Annotated in this window: 15 protein-coding genes; 8 read left to right on the plus strand and 7 right to left on the minus strand. The window is 67.3% G+C overall.

What is annotated here, in order from left to right; translation table 11 throughout:
- Positions 1-32 precede the first annotated feature (32 nt).
- The gene (locus tag WFK36_RS14190; protein ID WP_336792444.1) at positions 33-2,204 is read left to right on the plus strand and encodes an acyltransferase family protein; all 2,172 of its coding nucleotides are present in this window, start codon (positions 33-35) and stop codon (positions 2,202-2,204) included.
- A 169-nt stretch (positions 2,205-2,373) separates the two neighbouring features.
- On the opposite strand, the gene WFK36_RS14195 is transcribed toward WFK36_RS14190, so the two are convergent.
- Positions 2,374-3,204 (minus strand): SGNH/GDSL hydrolase family protein, encoded by an 831-nt coding sequence (locus WFK36_RS14195; RefSeq protein WP_336792446.1) that lies wholly within the window; start codon positions 3,202-3,204, stop codon positions 2,374-2,376.
- A 131-nt stretch (positions 3,205-3,335) separates the two neighbouring features.
- Here WFK36_RS14195 and WFK36_RS14200 point away from each other — a divergent pair, with 131 nt between their 5' ends.
- Positions 3,336-4,022, plus strand: coding sequence for a hypothetical protein (locus WFK36_RS14200; protein ID WP_336792447.1), 687 nt, complete (start codon positions 3,336-3,338; stop codon positions 4,020-4,022).
- Between the two features lie 66 nt (positions 4,023-4,088).
- Positions 4,089-5,408 carry an MFS transporter gene (locus WFK36_RS14205; RefSeq protein WP_336792448.1) on the plus strand — a complete coding sequence of 440 codons (1,320 nt, stop codon included), beginning with the start codon at positions 4,089-4,091 and terminating at the stop codon, positions 5,406-5,408.
- On the opposite strand, the gene WFK36_RS14210 is transcribed toward WFK36_RS14205, so the two are convergent.
- Positions 5,368-6,273, minus strand: a complete 906-nt coding sequence (locus WFK36_RS14210) for a DMT family transporter (protein ID WP_336792450.1) — start codon at positions 6,271-6,273, stop codon at positions 5,368-5,370. The genes WFK36_RS14205 and WFK36_RS14210 overlap by 41 nt on opposite strands.
- A gap of 70 nt (positions 6,274-6,343) precedes the next feature.
- Here WFK36_RS14210 and WFK36_RS14215 point away from each other — a divergent pair, with 70 nt between their 5' ends.
- The gene (locus tag WFK36_RS14215) at positions 6,344-7,138 is read left to right on the plus strand and encodes a LysR family transcriptional regulator (protein WP_336792452.1); all 795 of its coding nucleotides are present in this window, start codon (positions 6,344-6,346) and stop codon (positions 7,136-7,138) included.
- Between the two features lie 4 nt (positions 7,139-7,142).
- Here the strand turns inward: WFK36_RS14215 and WFK36_RS14220 are convergent, their stop codons facing one another.
- Positions 7,143-7,610 carry a winged helix-turn-helix transcriptional regulator gene (locus tag WFK36_RS14220; protein WP_336792454.1) on the minus strand — a complete coding sequence of 156 codons (468 nt, stop codon included), beginning with the start codon at positions 7,608-7,610 and terminating at the stop codon, positions 7,143-7,145.
- Positions 7,611-7,698: 88 nt separating this feature from the next.
- Between WFK36_RS14220 and WFK36_RS14225 the strand changes: the two genes are divergently transcribed.
- Genes WFK36_RS14225 through WFK36_RS14235 form a run of 3 tightly spaced genes read left to right on the plus strand, consistent with a single transcriptional unit; the run spans position 7,699 to position 9,728 of the window.
- On the plus strand, positions 7,699-8,118 hold the full coding sequence (locus tag WFK36_RS14225; protein WP_336792456.1) for a PaaI family thioesterase: 420 nt from the start codon (positions 7,699-7,701) through the stop codon (positions 8,116-8,118).
- A gap of 19 nt (positions 8,119-8,137) precedes the next feature.
- Entirely contained in the window at positions 8,138-8,803 is a 666-nt protein-coding gene (locus tag WFK36_RS14230; RefSeq protein WP_336792458.1) for a cysteine hydrolase family protein, read from the plus strand.
- Between the two features lie 13 nt (positions 8,804-8,816).
- A complete protein-coding gene (locus WFK36_RS14235; RefSeq protein ID WP_336792460.1) occupies positions 8,817-9,728 on the plus strand; it encodes a D-isomer specific 2-hydroxyacid dehydrogenase family protein in 912 nt (303 codons plus the stop codon).
- Here the strand turns inward: WFK36_RS14235 and WFK36_RS14240 are convergent.
- Both WFK36_RS14240 and WFK36_RS14245 read right to left on the minus strand, forming a co-directional pair.
- Positions 9,722-11,242 (minus strand): hypothetical protein, encoded by a 1,521-nt coding sequence (locus tag WFK36_RS14240; protein WP_336792462.1) that lies wholly within the window; start codon positions 11,240-11,242, stop codon positions 9,722-9,724. The two genes, WFK36_RS14235 and WFK36_RS14240, sit on opposite strands and share 7 nt — an antisense overlap.
- Before the next feature lie 20 nt (positions 11,243-11,262).
- Entirely contained in the window at positions 11,263-12,261 is a 999-nt protein-coding gene (locus tag WFK36_RS14245) for a GlxA family transcriptional regulator (RefSeq protein ID WP_336792464.1), read from the minus strand.
- Positions 12,262-12,332: 71 nt separating this feature from the next.
- On the opposite strand from WFK36_RS14245, the gene WFK36_RS14250 reads away from it, so the two are divergent.
- A complete protein-coding gene (locus WFK36_RS14250) occupies positions 12,333-13,610 on the plus strand; it encodes an MFS transporter (RefSeq protein WP_336792466.1) in 1,278 nt (425 codons plus the stop codon).
- On the opposite strand, the gene WFK36_RS14255 is transcribed toward WFK36_RS14250, so the two are convergent.
- Positions 13,556-15,160 (minus strand): FUSC family protein, encoded by a 1,605-nt coding sequence (locus tag WFK36_RS14255; protein WP_336792467.1) that lies wholly within the window; start codon positions 15,158-15,160, stop codon positions 13,556-13,558. The two genes, WFK36_RS14250 and WFK36_RS14255, sit on opposite strands and share 55 nt — an antisense overlap.
- The gene (locus WFK36_RS14260; RefSeq protein ID WP_336792546.1) at positions 15,157-15,576 is read right to left on the minus strand and encodes a DUF5997 family protein; all 420 of its coding nucleotides are present in this window, start codon (positions 15,574-15,576) and stop codon (positions 15,157-15,159) included. Before WFK36_RS14260 ends, WFK36_RS14255 begins: the two co-directional genes overlap by 4 nt.
- Positions 15,577-15,586 lie beyond the last annotated feature (10 nt).

Genomic DNA, 15,586 nt, shown 5'->3' on the forward strand with positions numbered 1-15,586 from the left:
GTCGACAAACAGGCGCGGCAGGAGTGCATCCGATGACGGGAACGATCACGGAGCGCCCACGCGTCCACACTGTCGCCATCCGTAAACCGCGGCTCGTCGAAGAGACCGTGGACGTCGCGCTGCCTGAAGCAGATGACGTCGTCAACGTTGTCGAAGAGTCTCTGCCAGACGCCCCGCCTGCACCGGAGCCCGTCATCGAGCCCGCCGAGCCGGTTGTCGAGGAGGCCGTCGACCTCACTGTCTCGGTTGTGGAACCGGTCGTGGAGCCGGAAGCCGCCGCGTCGGAACCAGAGACCAAGGCGGAGCAAGAGGCTGATCCGGAGCCCGCGCCGCAGCCGCAGCCCAAGCCCGGTGGAATCCGTCGGGCACCGGCGCTGGACGGTCTGCGCGGCATCGCGGTGCTCTCCGTCGTCGTTTATCACCTGTTCGGCGATGCGATGCGCGGCGGATACCTCGGCGTCGACATCTTCTTCGTCCTCTCCGGCTTCCTGATCACGTCCCTCCTCGTCCGCGAGTTCGGTGCAGGCGGACGGGTGTCGCTCGACGGGTTCTGGACGCGTCGAGCGCGCCGGATTCTGCCCGCATCCGTCGCCGTACTGGTGGTCTCGAGTGCGGTCGCCGGACTCATCGGCGGCGACGTCGCGGTGAAACTGAAGGAGCAGTTCTTCAGCTCACTGCTGTTCGTGAACAACTGGGTGCAGATCGCGCAGTCGCAGAGCTACTTCGCCGAGACCACACCGCGCATCTTCATGCACTACTGGTCGTTGGCGATCGAAGAGCAGTTCTACGTGATCTGGCCGCTGATGTTCCTCGGCGTCATGGCGCTCACACGCAAGCTGGACGTCCGGCGTCGGCTGCTCGTCGCGGCGGTGATCGCCACCGTCCTCGGCCTCGCCTCAGCGGCCGCGATGGCCCTGCTGCACGATCCGGCCGCCGACCCGAGTCGGGTGTACTTCGGGACCGACACACACCTGTTCGGGCTGCTCGCCGGTGCCGCGCTCGCCCTGGTCATCACCGCCCCCGCGTCCGACGCCGTCGACTCCTGGCCGCTTCGGCGCAGCCCAGTCGTCGCGAAGTGGCTCGGACTGATCGCTGCGCCGGTCGCCTTCGTCGGTCTCATCGTGATGCTGTTCGTCCTCCCAGACACGGCATCTGCCACGTACCGAGGCGGGCTGTTGGTGGCCTGTCTGCTGACGACGATCCTCGTGCACAACGCGGTCCGCGAGGAGGGGCCGATCCCCACGATATTGAGCAACCGCGCACTGCGGTGGTTCGGCGCACGTTCCTTCAGCCTCTACCTGTGGCACTGGCCGGCGTTCATCTTCACGCGTGAACTGATCAACGGCAGTGGAATCGACGCGACCCACACGGCGCCCGGGTGGATGATCGGGGTGATCGCGGCCGCGGTCAGCGTCGGGCTGTCCGAACTCTCGTACCGCTGGATCGAGACGCCGTTCCGCCGCCTCGGCTTCCGAGGTGTGCTGACCGCCGTCGGCGCCAGTGCTCGACGAGTCGCGCCGCTCGCGGGTGTCGCAGCGGTCCTGGCCGTCGTGATGCTCGCCGGATCGGCACTCGGATCGAGCCCGTCGAAGTCGGCTCTGGAACAGCAACTCGACGATTTGGCCGAGATCCAGCGGCAGGCCAACGAGGCGCCCGCCGTCGTGCTACCGCCGAAACCGTCGCGTGAGCTCCCGACCGGGCCCGAGGTCACCGCGGTCGGCGACTCGGTGATGCTCGCGTCGTCGCAAGCGCTGCGGCGGCGTCTACCGGGCATCTACATCGACGCCGAGGTGTCGCGGCACTATTCCGGCGGCGAAGGTGTGCTCGCCGATCTGCTGGCCAATGACAAGATGCGCGAGTTCGTCGTCCTCGGTTTCGGAACGAACGGTCAGGCGTTCCCCGGCCAGCTCAACCGCATCATGCGCATGCTCGGCCCGGACCGAAAAGTGGTGCTTGTCGTCCCCTTCGGACCCGTCGACGGCATTCCGCAGGCGGCGAACCAGGTGCTCCGGTACGTCAAACGCAAGCCGAACGTGTTCCTTGCGCCGTGGTGCTCGATCGCTGCGGCCAACCCCGGCGACCTCGGCGCTGACGGTGTCCACCCGGTGGGCCCCGGCCTGCGGCTGTACGCGGACGCAGTGGAGCAAGGTCTCCGTCAGGCCGTGCGTGGGGAGCGGGACCCGAACATCACCTGTCCGCTCTAGTGTCGCGTGTTGAAAGTTCCTTAATGGTTGGCGGCGCCCCGCTGCGCACCTGGCGGCGTTGTCGTCGGTCGCGATACCTGCCGGTATCCCTCCCTCCTCCGCCTTGCCAGCTGCACAGCGGAGCACCACCAACCGTCTAGGAACTTTCAACACACGACACTTAGGTGTCTCAGCCGGCGATCCAGGGCCTGGTCGGCGTCGCGCCGCCGCCCGTCGGATAGGCGACCGCCAGCGCATCGGCGAACCGGCGATTGCGGTCCGCGTAGGCAGCCGGCGTGTAGTGGATGCCGTCGGTGAACATCTCCGGGCGAGCCGTGGCGGCCCAGTCGTAGACGGCCAGGTTGGGGTAGCGGGTGGTCGCACGGCGGAGGGCGTCGTTGAACGCCGTCATCGACGACGCGCCGAACGCTGGGTTCGACGGGTTGGACGACGCGATAGTCGGCCACAGCACGGCCCGCCCGGTCAACTGCTTCATGACGCGGTCGATGCGCTCGTCTGCACCGACAGAACTTCCGCCGTTGATCGCGCCTGCGTCGTTGACGCCCATCGCGATCACCCAGCACGCGTCGCCCGCGGCGGCAGAACGCGAGGTCACAGCATGTTCGGCGTCTACTCCGGGGCCGCCGACGATCGCCCGGCCCGACAGCGCGTCGACCGTCACCGAACCGACGCCGACCCTGCCGTACTGCGCGGTGGCGGTGTCGTCCGCGCTGGGGAGCGCGGTCGCGGAGTCCGCGGAGACGGAAGTCGAGTCGCCGATCTGCACGACCTTCGTGCAGTGGGTGCGCCCGTCCGGCTTCGGGATAGGGGCCCGGTCGAGGAGTCCCGGAAGCATCTCGAGGATGGACGGGAGGCCTGCCGACGAGTTCGACAGCGACGACAGGTCGGGCAGCGTCGGCAGCGCCGAAGCGGGCGCGGGAGCACTCAACGCCATGGCGGCGCCTATGCCGACCGCGCCGAGAGTGGCCGTGCGAAAGTGGGTACGCAGAAGTTTCGTCACAATAATCCCACTGAACTACATTTGTCACTTCAGTAACAAGCGCGGTCTGGTCACGACTTGGGAACGGGTCGTCCGTCACACCTTGACCTCGCGATTCGACTACCGTCGCGCAACCAGAATATTTTCATTGGGTGCACTCCGACGACGACTCCGCCACCACCGCATTTCGCGAGCCCGGTGAACTGCCCATTCCGTTCACCGAGGCGCTCGCCGAGTGGGCTCCCGTCGCGAGGGACCTCCTGATCGAGACGGCGAAGGTCTTCGGCTCCCTCATCACGCAGGCGGAGGTCGCGTCGAAGGTGCAGAGCGAGACCGGCATCCGTGCCGGTCGTCCCGTCCGTCTGTGGATCAACGATCTCCTTGCTGCGGTGACCCGCCTGCGGGGCGAGGGCGAACCGCTCCTGGCGTCGCTCTGCGTCCGCCTGGACGAGAGTGTCGGCGACGCCTACCTGCACGTCGTCGAGGTGGCGGGCCGGGAGAAGCCGGAAGATCCGGATCGCGACGCCGCCGTCGCACGGTTCGACTGCTACGTGTTCGCGGGAGCCGCGATGCCGCCCGGCGCACGTCCGATCCTCGCGCCGCGCGTCGCCGAGCGCCGGGCCGTCGCCGCTCGAGCGCAGGCGCCGCGCAAGACGGCCAAGGCCAAGGCCGCTCCCAAGGCGAAGGCCGAACCCCGAGCGAAGGCGGAACCGAAACCGCGCGCTGCCGCCAAACCCAAGGCCGCCAAGGCTGCGGACAAGGAAGTGCCCAAGCCTCGCCTGTGTCCGACCTGCTTCACCGCATTGCCAGCCACCGGGCACTGCGGATACTGCGACTGACGGCGTTCGGGCCCGAGTCGGCGGGTTGCGCCTGTCGGCCGAACAGTTGACGTTATTGTCAACGGAATGAATCGCAGGCGAATCATCATCGCGTCGATGGTCGGCACCACCATCGAGTTCTTCGACTTCTACATCTACGCGACCGCGGCAGTCCTGGTCTTCCCGACGTTGTTCTTCCCCAAGGGCGACGACACTGCGGCACTCCTCGCGTCGTTCGCGACTTTTGGTCTTGCGTTCGCTGCCCGTCCGATCGGTTCGATCCTGTTCGGGCACTTCGGGGACCGGGTGGGACGCAAGGCGACGCTTGTCGGGTCGCTTGTCACGATGGGCGTCGCGACGTTCCTCATCGGCGTGCTGCCTACCTTCGATCAGGCGGGCTACCTGGCGCCCGCGTTGCTGGCACTGATGCGGTTCGCGCAGGGTCTCGGACTCGGCGGTGAGTGGTCGGGTGCGGCGCTTCTCGCGACGGAGACCGCGGAGAAGGGGAAACGCGCATGGGCGGCGATGTGGCCCCAGCTCGGTGCGCCGTTCGGGTTCTTTCTGGCCAACGGCACCTTCCTGGTGATCATGTCGGTGATGGACTACGACTCCAAGACCTCCGGGGCGGACCACCCGTTCATGACGTGGGGTTGGCGCATCCCCTTCCTGCTGTCGGCGTTCATGGTGATCCTCGGCCTCTACGTCCGACTGAAGCTGACGGAGACGCCGGTGTTCGCGAAGGCCGTCGAAGAGGGTAAGAAGGTCAAGGCCCCGCTGGGCGAAGTGGTCCGCACCGCGTGGCGTCCGTTGATCATCGGCACGTTCGTCATGGTCGCCACGTACACGCTGTTCTACCTGGTCACCACCTGGGTCGTGTCGTACGGAACCGGCAAGGTGGTCGACAAGTCGGGCGTGAAACTCGGCATCTCCTACATCGACTTCCTGCAGATGCAGCTGATCGCCGTTGTGTTCTTCGCTGTGTTCGTCGCGGTCTCCGGGCAGCTCGCGGACCGTTTCGGCCGCCGACTCGTCCTGATCATCGCGACGGTGCTGATCATCGTCTACGGTCTGTCATTCCAATGGATCCTCGATCCCGCGCACGTCACGCAGGGGTCGATGCTCGCGGTCCTCATCGTCGGCCTCACGCTGATGGGGTTCACGTTCGGCCCGATGAGCGCTGTCCTGCCAGAGTTGTTCGCGACCAACGTGCGCTATACGGGCAGCGGCATCTCGTACAACTTTGCGTCGATCATCGGCGCCGCGATCGCACCGTTCATCGCTACGTGGCTCGTCGCCGACTTCGGGGTCGGGTGGGTGGGCGTCTACCTCGCGATCGCGGGCGTCGCGACACTCATCGCGTTGATCGTCATGAAGGAGACACGAGACGTCGACCTCGACCGCGTCTGATCGATGGGCGCGATCGACGGACCGGCTGCTGCAGCATCACGAGCCCGATGACGGCGACCGCACCGCCGGCGATCGCCAGGGGCGGCACGGTGGCGCCGGTCAGGAGGTAGTCGAGACCCGCGGCGCACGACGGAACCACGAGGAACAGGCCGCTGACCACTACGGCGCCGCGCTCGCGTGTGATCCGGTAGAGGAGTGCCGTGGCGATCACGCTGACCACAATCGTCACCCACGCGGCGGCCACCACCGACGACGCAGTCAGGTGGACCTCGCCCGGACCGACGGCCGCGACGACGCTGCCGAACACCGTTGCGCTGACTGTCGATTGAACGGCAACGCACGACCAGCCCGTCGTCGACGTGACCTTGGCCTGCACGAGTGTGCCGGCGGTGATCGCGAGCAGTGCAACCGCTGCGAAGGCGAACGCCACGACGGAGGCGCCGGTGCTCGAGGTGTCGGCGATCACGGCGACCCCGACGCCGACCACTCCCAGAGCCGCGCCGGTGGCCGTCCGGCGCGATAAGGCACCCGCGGCCACGACGGTGAGCAGTGGCTGCGCGGACATGATCAGCGAGATCATCCCGGCGCTGATGTGATGGGCGATCGCGAGGAAGTAGGCGCCCTGGTAGGTCACCTGCAGGAGGAGTCCTGCGCCGACGACGATCGCCAGGTCTCGGCCGGTCGGAAGCGCAGACCGGGCAGCGAGCACGATGGCCCAGGCGCAGGCGGCGGCGCCGATGGCTCGGACGGTCAGGAACAACTGGGGTGACATGCCGTCGAGTCCGATGCCGATCGCGACGGCACCGCTCGACCAGAGAAGTACGAGGAGTGTGGGTTCGCCGCCGAGCCGCAGAGATGTGGTCACCGGTGAGACGGTAGGCCCGTGGTGTGGGATGTCGGGAGTGCCACGATCGCAATACCCATACAGTTGACGTATGGCTGAAATCGAGAGGCTGCGGTACGTCGTGACCGTGGCCCGCGCGGGTGGAATCTCGGCGGCCGCACGAGCCCTCGGGGTGTCGCAGCCGACGGTCAGCCGTGCCGTGGCCGACGTGGAACGGGCCCTCGGGGCGCCGCTGTTCGACCGCCGGTCGACGGGTGCTCGACTCGTGCCGGGCGCAGCCGAACTCTTGGTCGGGATAGGGCGGATCGTCGACGGGTACGACGAATTGTTCGGGACCGGCGGTTCGGACGGCCCTCTGACCATCGGATACGCGTGGGGTGGTCTGACGCCGAAACTCGAACGGGCGCTCGACGCGGGGCCGTCGTACGAACTGCGGCATGCGGTGGATCCGGTCGGTGAACTGGTCCACGGCAGAGTCGACCGTGCCCTGATCCGGATTCCGTCGCCCGACGTGCCGGTGCCGGCGCACACGACGCTGCTCGTGGAGGAGTCGGAGCGTCGGGTTGTCCTGGTGAACGCCCGTCATCGTCTAGCCGACCGGGAGTCGGTGGCATTGGCCGAGCTGTGCGCGGACTCGACACCGGTTCTGAGCGAAGGGTCGGGGACCGTCCCGCATGATCTGTGGGGTGCGTTCGATGGTGAGCCCGTTGTGGTGCCCGATCCGCTGACCTGGCTGAATGCGATCGCGGCGGCATCGGACAGGTTCGGCGTCACGTCGGTCAGCACCGCCGAGTTCCACATTCATCCGCGAACCGTCTATCTGCAGTGTCCGGATCTTCCGCCAGTCACAGTTCGACTGTTGGGGCCGGCGCCCCGGCTCCGATGACCCATCACTCGTGGATGCGGGCGCCGGGTCCCGGTTCGGCGTGAATGTCACGCCGGTTCTCGATCTGATGACCTGCTGCGCACCGCAGTTCAAGCGTGACGGGCGCACCACAGTCGTCGTGGACCATGGTCAGCGCTGGTCCTGTCGGATCGGCGCGATGCGCGTCGCCCCAACTCAGCAGCGAGAGCAGGACCGGTTGAAGGTCGAATCCGGCCGGCGTCAGTCGGTACTCCTTGCGTCGCCGCGCACCTGTCTCCTGGTACTCGACTGCGTGGAGAACGTCGTTGTCGACGAGACGTCGGAGGCGGTCGGAGAGCACGGAGTCGGAGATGCCGGTGTGTGACTTGATCTGATCGAAGCGTCGCACACCGTTGAACACCTCGCGGAGGACGAGGACGCTCCACCGGTCACCGATCACGTCGAGGGTCCGCTGCACTGAGCAGTTCCCCGGGTCGATGTCGAGCCACTTCATCTGTCCAGCCTAGCTGACTTCGCTATTGACAGTCAGAGTTCTCTCGATCTAGCTTCGTAATCAGAAGTCAGATGTGAAGGAGAACCCAATGACTGACAATGCGATGCCAGACGTCGGCCTCGACGGTGCGAGCGAGTTCCTCCGTACCGCGGGTCTGATACCGACGCTGGTGACGGGAACTCGTGTGGAGGGATACGTCGATCTCGACGAACGTCACCACACGCCGTGGGGAGTGGTGCATGGCGGCGTGTACGCCACCTTCGTCGAAAGCGCGGGCAGTATCGGTGCGAGCGCCGCCGTCGCCGACCGTGGTCAGTTCGCCGTAGGCGTCCACAACGCCACCGACTTCCTCCGCCCGTCGACGGGAGGTCGCGCGACGGTGACCGCCGAGCCGATCCAACAGGGCCGGACCCAGCAACTGTGGCTCGTCGAAGTGGCGGATGAGGCGACGGGCAAGACTCTCGCCCGCGGGCAACTGCGGCTGCAGAACGTTCCTCTGCCCTCCTGACATGAGCCATGATCGGGGTATGTATCTCGATCCCGATTGGGCGACCTCCGCCCTGCTGATCATCGATGTCCAGAACGACTTCGCAAGCGGGCCGAGTGCGGTCGCAGGGACGGCTGATCGAATTCCAGGACTCGCTCGCCTCGCGACTTCGTTCCGAGAAGTGGGCAGGCCGATCGTGCACGTGGTCCGGTCATACCGGGCGGGGGAATCGGATGTCGACCTCGTGCGACGAGCGGCGATAGAGTCGGGCGACGCGGTCGTCCAGCCCGGGACGACGGGCGCGGACATCCCTGCCGCGCTGCTGCCTCACGATCTGACGCTCGATTGGAATCTGCTGCGGAGCGGCGAAATCCAGCAGATCGCCCCCGACGAGTCGGTGATGTACAAACCGCGCTGGTCGGCGTTTCACCGGACGCCGCTGGACCGCAGGCTTCGCGACCTGGGGATCGACACCGTCGTCGTGGCCGGGTGCAATCTCCCGAACTGTCCGCGCGCGACGCTGTTCGACGCTTCGGAACGTGACTACCGGACCGTTCTAGTCGTTGACGCGACGTCGCAGACTACGCCGGAACGACTCGCCGATCTGGAGTTGATCGGTGTTCGTCTTTGGACGGTCGACGACGCCGTCGCCGAGTTGAGCGTGATCCCACCTGCTCCGGGCGCTCATCGATGTGAAGAGGAGTGATACAGATGAACGCATGAGCTCATTGCGCGTCGCCGTCGAACCGGAACACGACCCTCACCTAGTGGGAGCGGTCCGCGACGCGGGAGCGGAACTCGTCCCGCTGGACCACGCTCAGATCCTGGTGTGGCTGGGAGGGCCAGACGGCTTTCCCGAACTGCCGGACTCCGTCGAGTGGGTCGCACTCAGTACCGCCGGCATCGAACGGTTCGTCGACGCAGGCGTGCTCGACGATCGTCGCGTGTGGACCAATGCGTCCGGTTTCTACGCACAGGGATGCGCCGAACACGCGCTTGCGCTCCTGCTTGCGGGAACGCGCCAGGTAGTCGCATCTGCGCGGAGCCGCTGGGCGAAGGACACCGTCGATCCCGCCGTGCGCACGCTGCGCGGTGCGACGGTCGTGATCCTCGGTGCGGGCGGGATCGGCCGCGCGCTCACTCCGATGCTGGCTGCGTGCGGGGCCTCGGTGATCGCCGTCAACAGATCGGGCCGACAAGTCGACGGGGCCGACCTCACGCTGCCTGCATCGAAGACCGATGAGGCGTTGACGCTCGCCGACCACGTGGTGTTGGCGGCACCCGACACCGCGGAGACGCGACACGTGATCAACGACCGGACTCTTGCCCTCCTCAAGCCCCATTCGTGGGTGGTGAACGTCGCCCGCGGGCCGTTGATCGACCAGGAAGCGCTGCACCGGGCGCTGGTCGGCGGCGTGATCGCAGGCGCGGGCCTCGACGTCACAGACCCGGAACCGCCGTCGCTCGACGATCCGCTGTTCAGCTTGGACAACGTGGTGATCACGCCGCACGTCGCGAACCCGGCCGGGCGTCTGACAACCGAGATGGCGCCGTTTCTGGCCGAGAACCTCCGACGCTTCGCCGCGGGGGACGGCCTGATCTCACAAATCGAGGTCGGACGCGGCTACTGAGCGGTCATGCGGGTGAGAGTGTCGTTGCCGATGGCCACTCCGTCGCTGTATCCCTCAAACGGGTCGAGACGTGTCTCCCAGCGAACCACACCGCGTCGGACGTCGAATGCACGCAGGGTGTCCTGCTTCTCTGAGGATGCGCGCAGCAGAATGGTGCTGTCTCCGTCGTTGGCGACTTCACCTGTCGGAAACTTGCCCTTGGCCGTCCACAACACCTGTCCGGATCGCACGTCCATGGCACCGTAGTAGTTGTACGTGAGTCCGGTTCGCTCGTGCCCCGAGGTGTTGACGAACACGAGAACGCCTCCGACCGCGGTTCCGGGCTGCGACGGCGAGGTGCTCGGGTAGGCACTCATCGTCATCGGGACGGCGGGCAGGCGATCGCCTGTTTCCAGGTCGAACGCTTCGTCATGGGTGCCGTCACGACCGGTGACGCCTCGGTAGACGAATGTGGGCGGTGCGGCGGACACCGTGGAACGCATGGAGCTTCTGGGCAGTCCGCTGACCATTGTCCGGGGCAGCTCTCGAATCTTCCGACCGTCGGAGTCGTGGACCGCGGTCGTGTTCGCGTCGTACACGGCCACCTGCCGGTGGGGAAGGGCCGTGGCGGCGAGGTAGGGGCCGGTATTGGATGCGTCGACCACACGTCGTCCGGTCTCGGCGTCGAGAACTGCGCCCACCATGTCGGAGTCGCCCCACGCCGACAAGAATCCCCTAGCTCCTGCGACAGGGAGAAGGTGGATGCCGTCCGCCGCCACCTCGCGCTTCTGAGGCCGCCGCGCCACCGTCGATTCCCATCCGTGCGAGTACGGTGTGGCGCGGCGCTGCACGACGATGGTGTTCTTGTCGACCGAGGACGCGGTGACGAGCGTGTTCCGATCGACGGTTGCGGCGTCGACTCCCTGCGGTTCCTCCGTTCGCGTATGCCCGCTGTCGAGCCGCACGTACTGGATTGAGACACCAGTCCGCCCGCCGACTCCAGGAGCCACTCCCTCGTCGCAGGGGCTGAGCGGACGGTCTTCCTCGAGTCCGACGTAGGCGCAGTACGTGTCGTTGGTGGAGCGGCGGTCGACTATGCAGACAGCCTCGCCGCGGACGGGTTCTCGGGCGCACACGGCGCCGCGCAACAGCGGCCGAGTCCACTTGACCTCACCAGATGTCGCATCGACCCCGACGAGAGTCGCCTCGCCGTCGACGAAACGGCGATGGGTGGTGTCGTTCTTCGGGACTCCACGAATCGCCATCGCGACGACAGTTCCGCACATGTGAGCCGGCATGAACTGCTCCGGGTCCCACCGCGCGCCCGGGACGGCGTCGTCCACCGACAGGGTCCACCGTGCTTTGAGCTCGGTGTCGAAGGCCGACGGCGGATTGGAATCTGGACGACCGTCGGCGCACACGCTGTTCGGAAGCGGTGACGTGGACTCCGTGTCGGATTCCTCCGGTGAACTGCAGCCGGCGATGAGCACAGCGATCAACCCCAACAGAAAGACCCGCTCGGTCCACGTACGCATCCCGATCCCCCCGATCGTCTCTACCGTTTCGATCGTCCCGAAGCGCGCGAGACGTTACCGGTCACCGACCGTCCGAACGCTCGGCGGTACATCGCCGGCGGCATCCCGGTGTCACGACGCAGGTGGACGCGGAGGCTCGACGAGCTGCCGAGCCCCGATCGTTCGGCGACTGCGTCGATCGAGAGGTCGCTGCGTTCGAGCAACTCGCGCGCGTGGTCGAGTCGCAGTCGTTGCACCCAGACTCCCGGCGTCTGGCCGGTCTCTTCGCGGAACCGCCGATTGAACGTGCGAACGCTCATCTCCGATTGCCGCGCCAGACGGTCGACAGACAAGTTCTCCGCCGGATTCTCGGTCGCCCACCGTCTCGCCGCGGCGGTGCTTCCTTCGCCCCGTGCGGGCACGGGGCGGTCGACGAACTGCGGATGAGTCCCTTCGCGGGCGGGCGGCAGAACGCAGTACCTGGCGACGCGGGCCGCGGCGGCGGTGCCGTGGTCACCACGGATGATGTGCAGGCACAGGTCGATACCCGATGCGACTCCGGCCGAGGTGAGGATGTCGCCGTCGTCGACGTACAGGACGTGATCTATCAGTGTGACCGTCGGATGCAGCCGATGTAGATCGGCGCCTGCCTGCCAATGTGTGGTGACGGGACGGCCGTCGAGCAGTCCTGCGGCCGCGAGGATGAAGGCACCGGTGCAGATCGACACCAGTCGGGTGCCCGGCCGTATCAGGGTGAGGGCCTCGCGCAGATCGTCTGGCAGTTCACCTGACGCACGTGCGGGTGGGCACTTCGTCCCGGGGATCACCACTGTGTCGGCGCGGGCGAGAACCGACGCGTCCGACTCCGGTGCGATCGCGTAGCCGTTCGTCGACTGGACCGGATCTCCGCTGACACTGCAGGTGACAACCTCGTACAGGGGATTCCCGTCCTCGTCGTCGGCCTTGCCGAAACAGGTGGGTGCGATGGTCGCGTCGAATCCGATGACGGGTTCGACGAGCAGAACGGCGACGGTGTGCATGGCATTATTCTGACATTCATTGGCATTCATGCCACTGGTTCTGCGCCTGGACGCCGGGCATTCTGATTCACGTGAAACTTCGCATCCACTACGCCTGGGTGATCGCGGGCGTGGCTTTCCTGACGATTCTCGGGGCGGCAGGCTTCCGGTCGGTCCCCGGTGTCCTGATGGATCCGCTGCACCACGAGTTCGGGTGGTCGCACGGCACCATCGGTGCTGCGATGAGCGTCAACATGGCGCTCTACGGGCTCACCGCACCGTTCGCCGCGGCGCTCATGGACAAGTTCGGAATCCGACCGGTGGTGACGGCGGCGCTGGCTCTGATCGCTGCGGGCACGGGACTCGCGGTTGTCATGACGGCCAGTTGGCAGCTCGTGCTGCTGTGGGGTGTGCTCGTCGGGCTGGGCACCGGCGCGCTCTCGACTGCGTTCGTCGCGACGATCGCCACCCGCTGGTTCGTCCAGCGGCGAGGGCTCGTGACCGGAGTGTTGACCGCGGCCTCGGCCACCGGACAGCTGATCTTCCTGCCGATCGTTGCGGCGCTGGCCGACGCGCACGGCTGGCGCACGTCGGTTCTGGTTGTCACCGCCGTCGCTCTCGCGGTGGTGCCGGTCGCCGGTCTGCTGCTGCGGTCGTGGCCGTCGGACATGGGGATGGCTGCGTTCGGGTCGACGGAGGTCACGGCACCGGTTCGGGAAGACCGCGGGATGGCGCGTGCGGCACTCGGCGGACTCGCGCTCGGCGCACGACGACCCGTGTTCTGGCTGCTCGCGGCCAGCTTCGCGATCTGCGGAGCGACGACCAACGGACTCCTGCAGACGCACTTCATCCCGGCGGCAGGCGACCACGGCATGCCCGCGACGACGGCGGCGTCGCTGCTGGCGCTCGTCGGAGTCTTCGACGTGGTCGGAACCATCGCGTCGGGATGGCTCACCGATCGTGTCGACCCACGGATCCTGCTGGTGATCTACTACCTCGGACGGGGTGTCGCGCTGGCCGGACTTCCATCGATCCTCGGGGCGACGGCCACTCCGAGCGTCTGGGTGTTCATTCTGTTCTACGGGCTGGACTGGGTGGCGACCGTGCCGCCGACGATGGCGTTGGCTCGCGAGCAGTTCGGCGACGCGACCCCTGTCGTCTTCGGGTGGATCTTCGCTGCTCATCAGCTCGGAGCGGCCGTCGCGGCGTTCGGCGCCGGAGCGATCCGTGATGCGTCCGGCGGCTACGATCCGGCGTTCTACACCGCGGCGGTCCTGTGTGTCGTCGCCGGATTCTTGTGCTGGGCGGTGCCGCGTCAGCGCGTGATGCGGGAAGAGAGCTCGGCCCGGACTCCGTCGCCGATCGGCTGACCCAGCGGCGTCCGCCAACACGCGCCCAACACGTCGTAGCCGGCGGCTGCGATCCGCGTGTGCTCGGGCCATTGCTCACGAGCCCACGCGGGCTCGTCACATGCGCTGTCGGTGGCGGCGAGTTCAGCCTCGACGAGCTGCCACTGCAGGTCGCGGCGGTTCTGTCGCATGCCGTCTGCGTCGACGGGCGACGTCGCGCCGTCGGTGAGCACCCGGGTGCCCGCGCGTAGAACGGCTGAGTCGGCACTGTGCAGTGTCCGCCGGTGGATGCGGGGCAACAGCAGCCAGACGGCGGCGATCGCCACGGCCACGCCGAGAACGGTCTCGCCGATCCGCTCGCCTATCTGGACGGGCAGGGGCGTGCTCGGACCGCCCATGAGCAGCGCCAACGGGGTGATGAACAGGACGGCGACAGCGTAATTCGTAGCGACAGTCAACTCGATCAGCACGTTGAGGATCGCGAGGACGACGATCAGCGGACCGACGTGCAGGTCGAGTACGTGGAGGATCGCGTACAGGCCGACGCCCGCCACTGTGCCGAGCACACGCTGAGCGCCGCGGATGGAACCGTGCACGCGATCGGGGCCGAGTTGCAGAACGAGCACGGCGCCGAGGATCGCCCAATCGGGACGGCCGAGTCCGGAGAGCACGGCGATCGACCCCGCGAGTGCTGCGGCTACTGCCGCACGGAACGCCGACACCGCGGCGTGGCTGTCGAGTCGCGCGGCGAACGCCAGGCGGCGGGCGACGCTCGGCCGGGGGAGCGGGGCGACAAAGCTGCTGACCTGCGCGTCGTGGACCTTCTGATGCGCCGCCCACAAGCGCTGCGCGAGCTCGCTGTCGGTGGCGGCCGCATCGTGCAGGACCGTCCACGCGTTCAAAGTCGAGAGTGCAACGCCGTGTCGCGCCGCGGGATCAGCGCCCGAGTTAGACGCGAGGTACCTTTCGGCCGCCTCCAGCGCCGCAGTCGTCGCGGCCGTCTCCGGTCCACGCGGGTGCCACAGCACGGGTGCCATTCCCACGACCAGCGAGGCCAGGGCCCCCGCCGCACTGAACATCACCAGATGACCGACGTCGACGCCGTGACGAGTGACGAGTTGGGAGACCCCCGCGACGAGGACGAAGAAGAACGGTCCGGGAGGACCGAGGCGCAGCGCGTTTCCTGCGAACACACTGATGCCCGCGCACGCGGCGAGGGCGCCGACAACACCCAGGTCCACCACGGTCGAGGCGTCCGGGCCTGCGAGCGAACCGAGAGCGCCGAAGAGCGCGGCCATCGCCGTCAGCAGCACCCCGGCGGTCAGGATCACTCGCCATCGGATCAGATACGCGCGCCGCTCCCCATACAGGACGGCGAACGCGCCCATGGCGGCGAGGAGCGAGCCTGTGCCGAAACCGCAGAGGGCGAGGATCGTTGCGGGCAGCGCGAGCGACAGGCCGGCCCGAGCGGCGGGCGCCCATCGTCCGCGTGCAGACGGGCGGCGCAGGAGCACACCTCGAATCTCGGGCCGCTGTGGCGGGAGCGGATCCGAAGTCTGCCCGGTGGTCACTCGGCCGAATCTGCCTCGACGTCGGATTCGGCGGCTGCCTCCGCCTCGGCCTGCTCCCGAGCTCGACGGCGATCGCCGTGCAGCGACCGCACACGGCGCTCCTCGCGCAATACCTCGACGTGCAGGGCGCGTTCTGCGGCCAGCCACTCCGGCATCTCTTCGAGCAAGGCGTTGATCTGCTCAGTCGTGAGTGCTTCGGTGATCTCGCCGCGGACGAGTGCCGAATTCGAGATGCCGAGCTTGCCCGCCACCAGGTTCTTCGGATGCGGTCCATTGGCCCGCAGGTCACGGAGCCACTGCGGCGGATCGGCCTGCAGGGCTTCGAGTGCGGTGCGGGTGATCAGGCCTTCGCGGAACTCTGCGGGGGTCGCCGGCAGGTAGACGTCCAACTTCTTGGCGGCGGTGGCCGGTTTCATCGACTGCGAG

This window comes from Gordonia malaquae (assembly GCF_037148075.1).
Lineage (GTDB): Bacteria > Actinomycetota > Actinomycetes > Mycobacteriales > Mycobacteriaceae > Gordonia > Gordonia malaquae.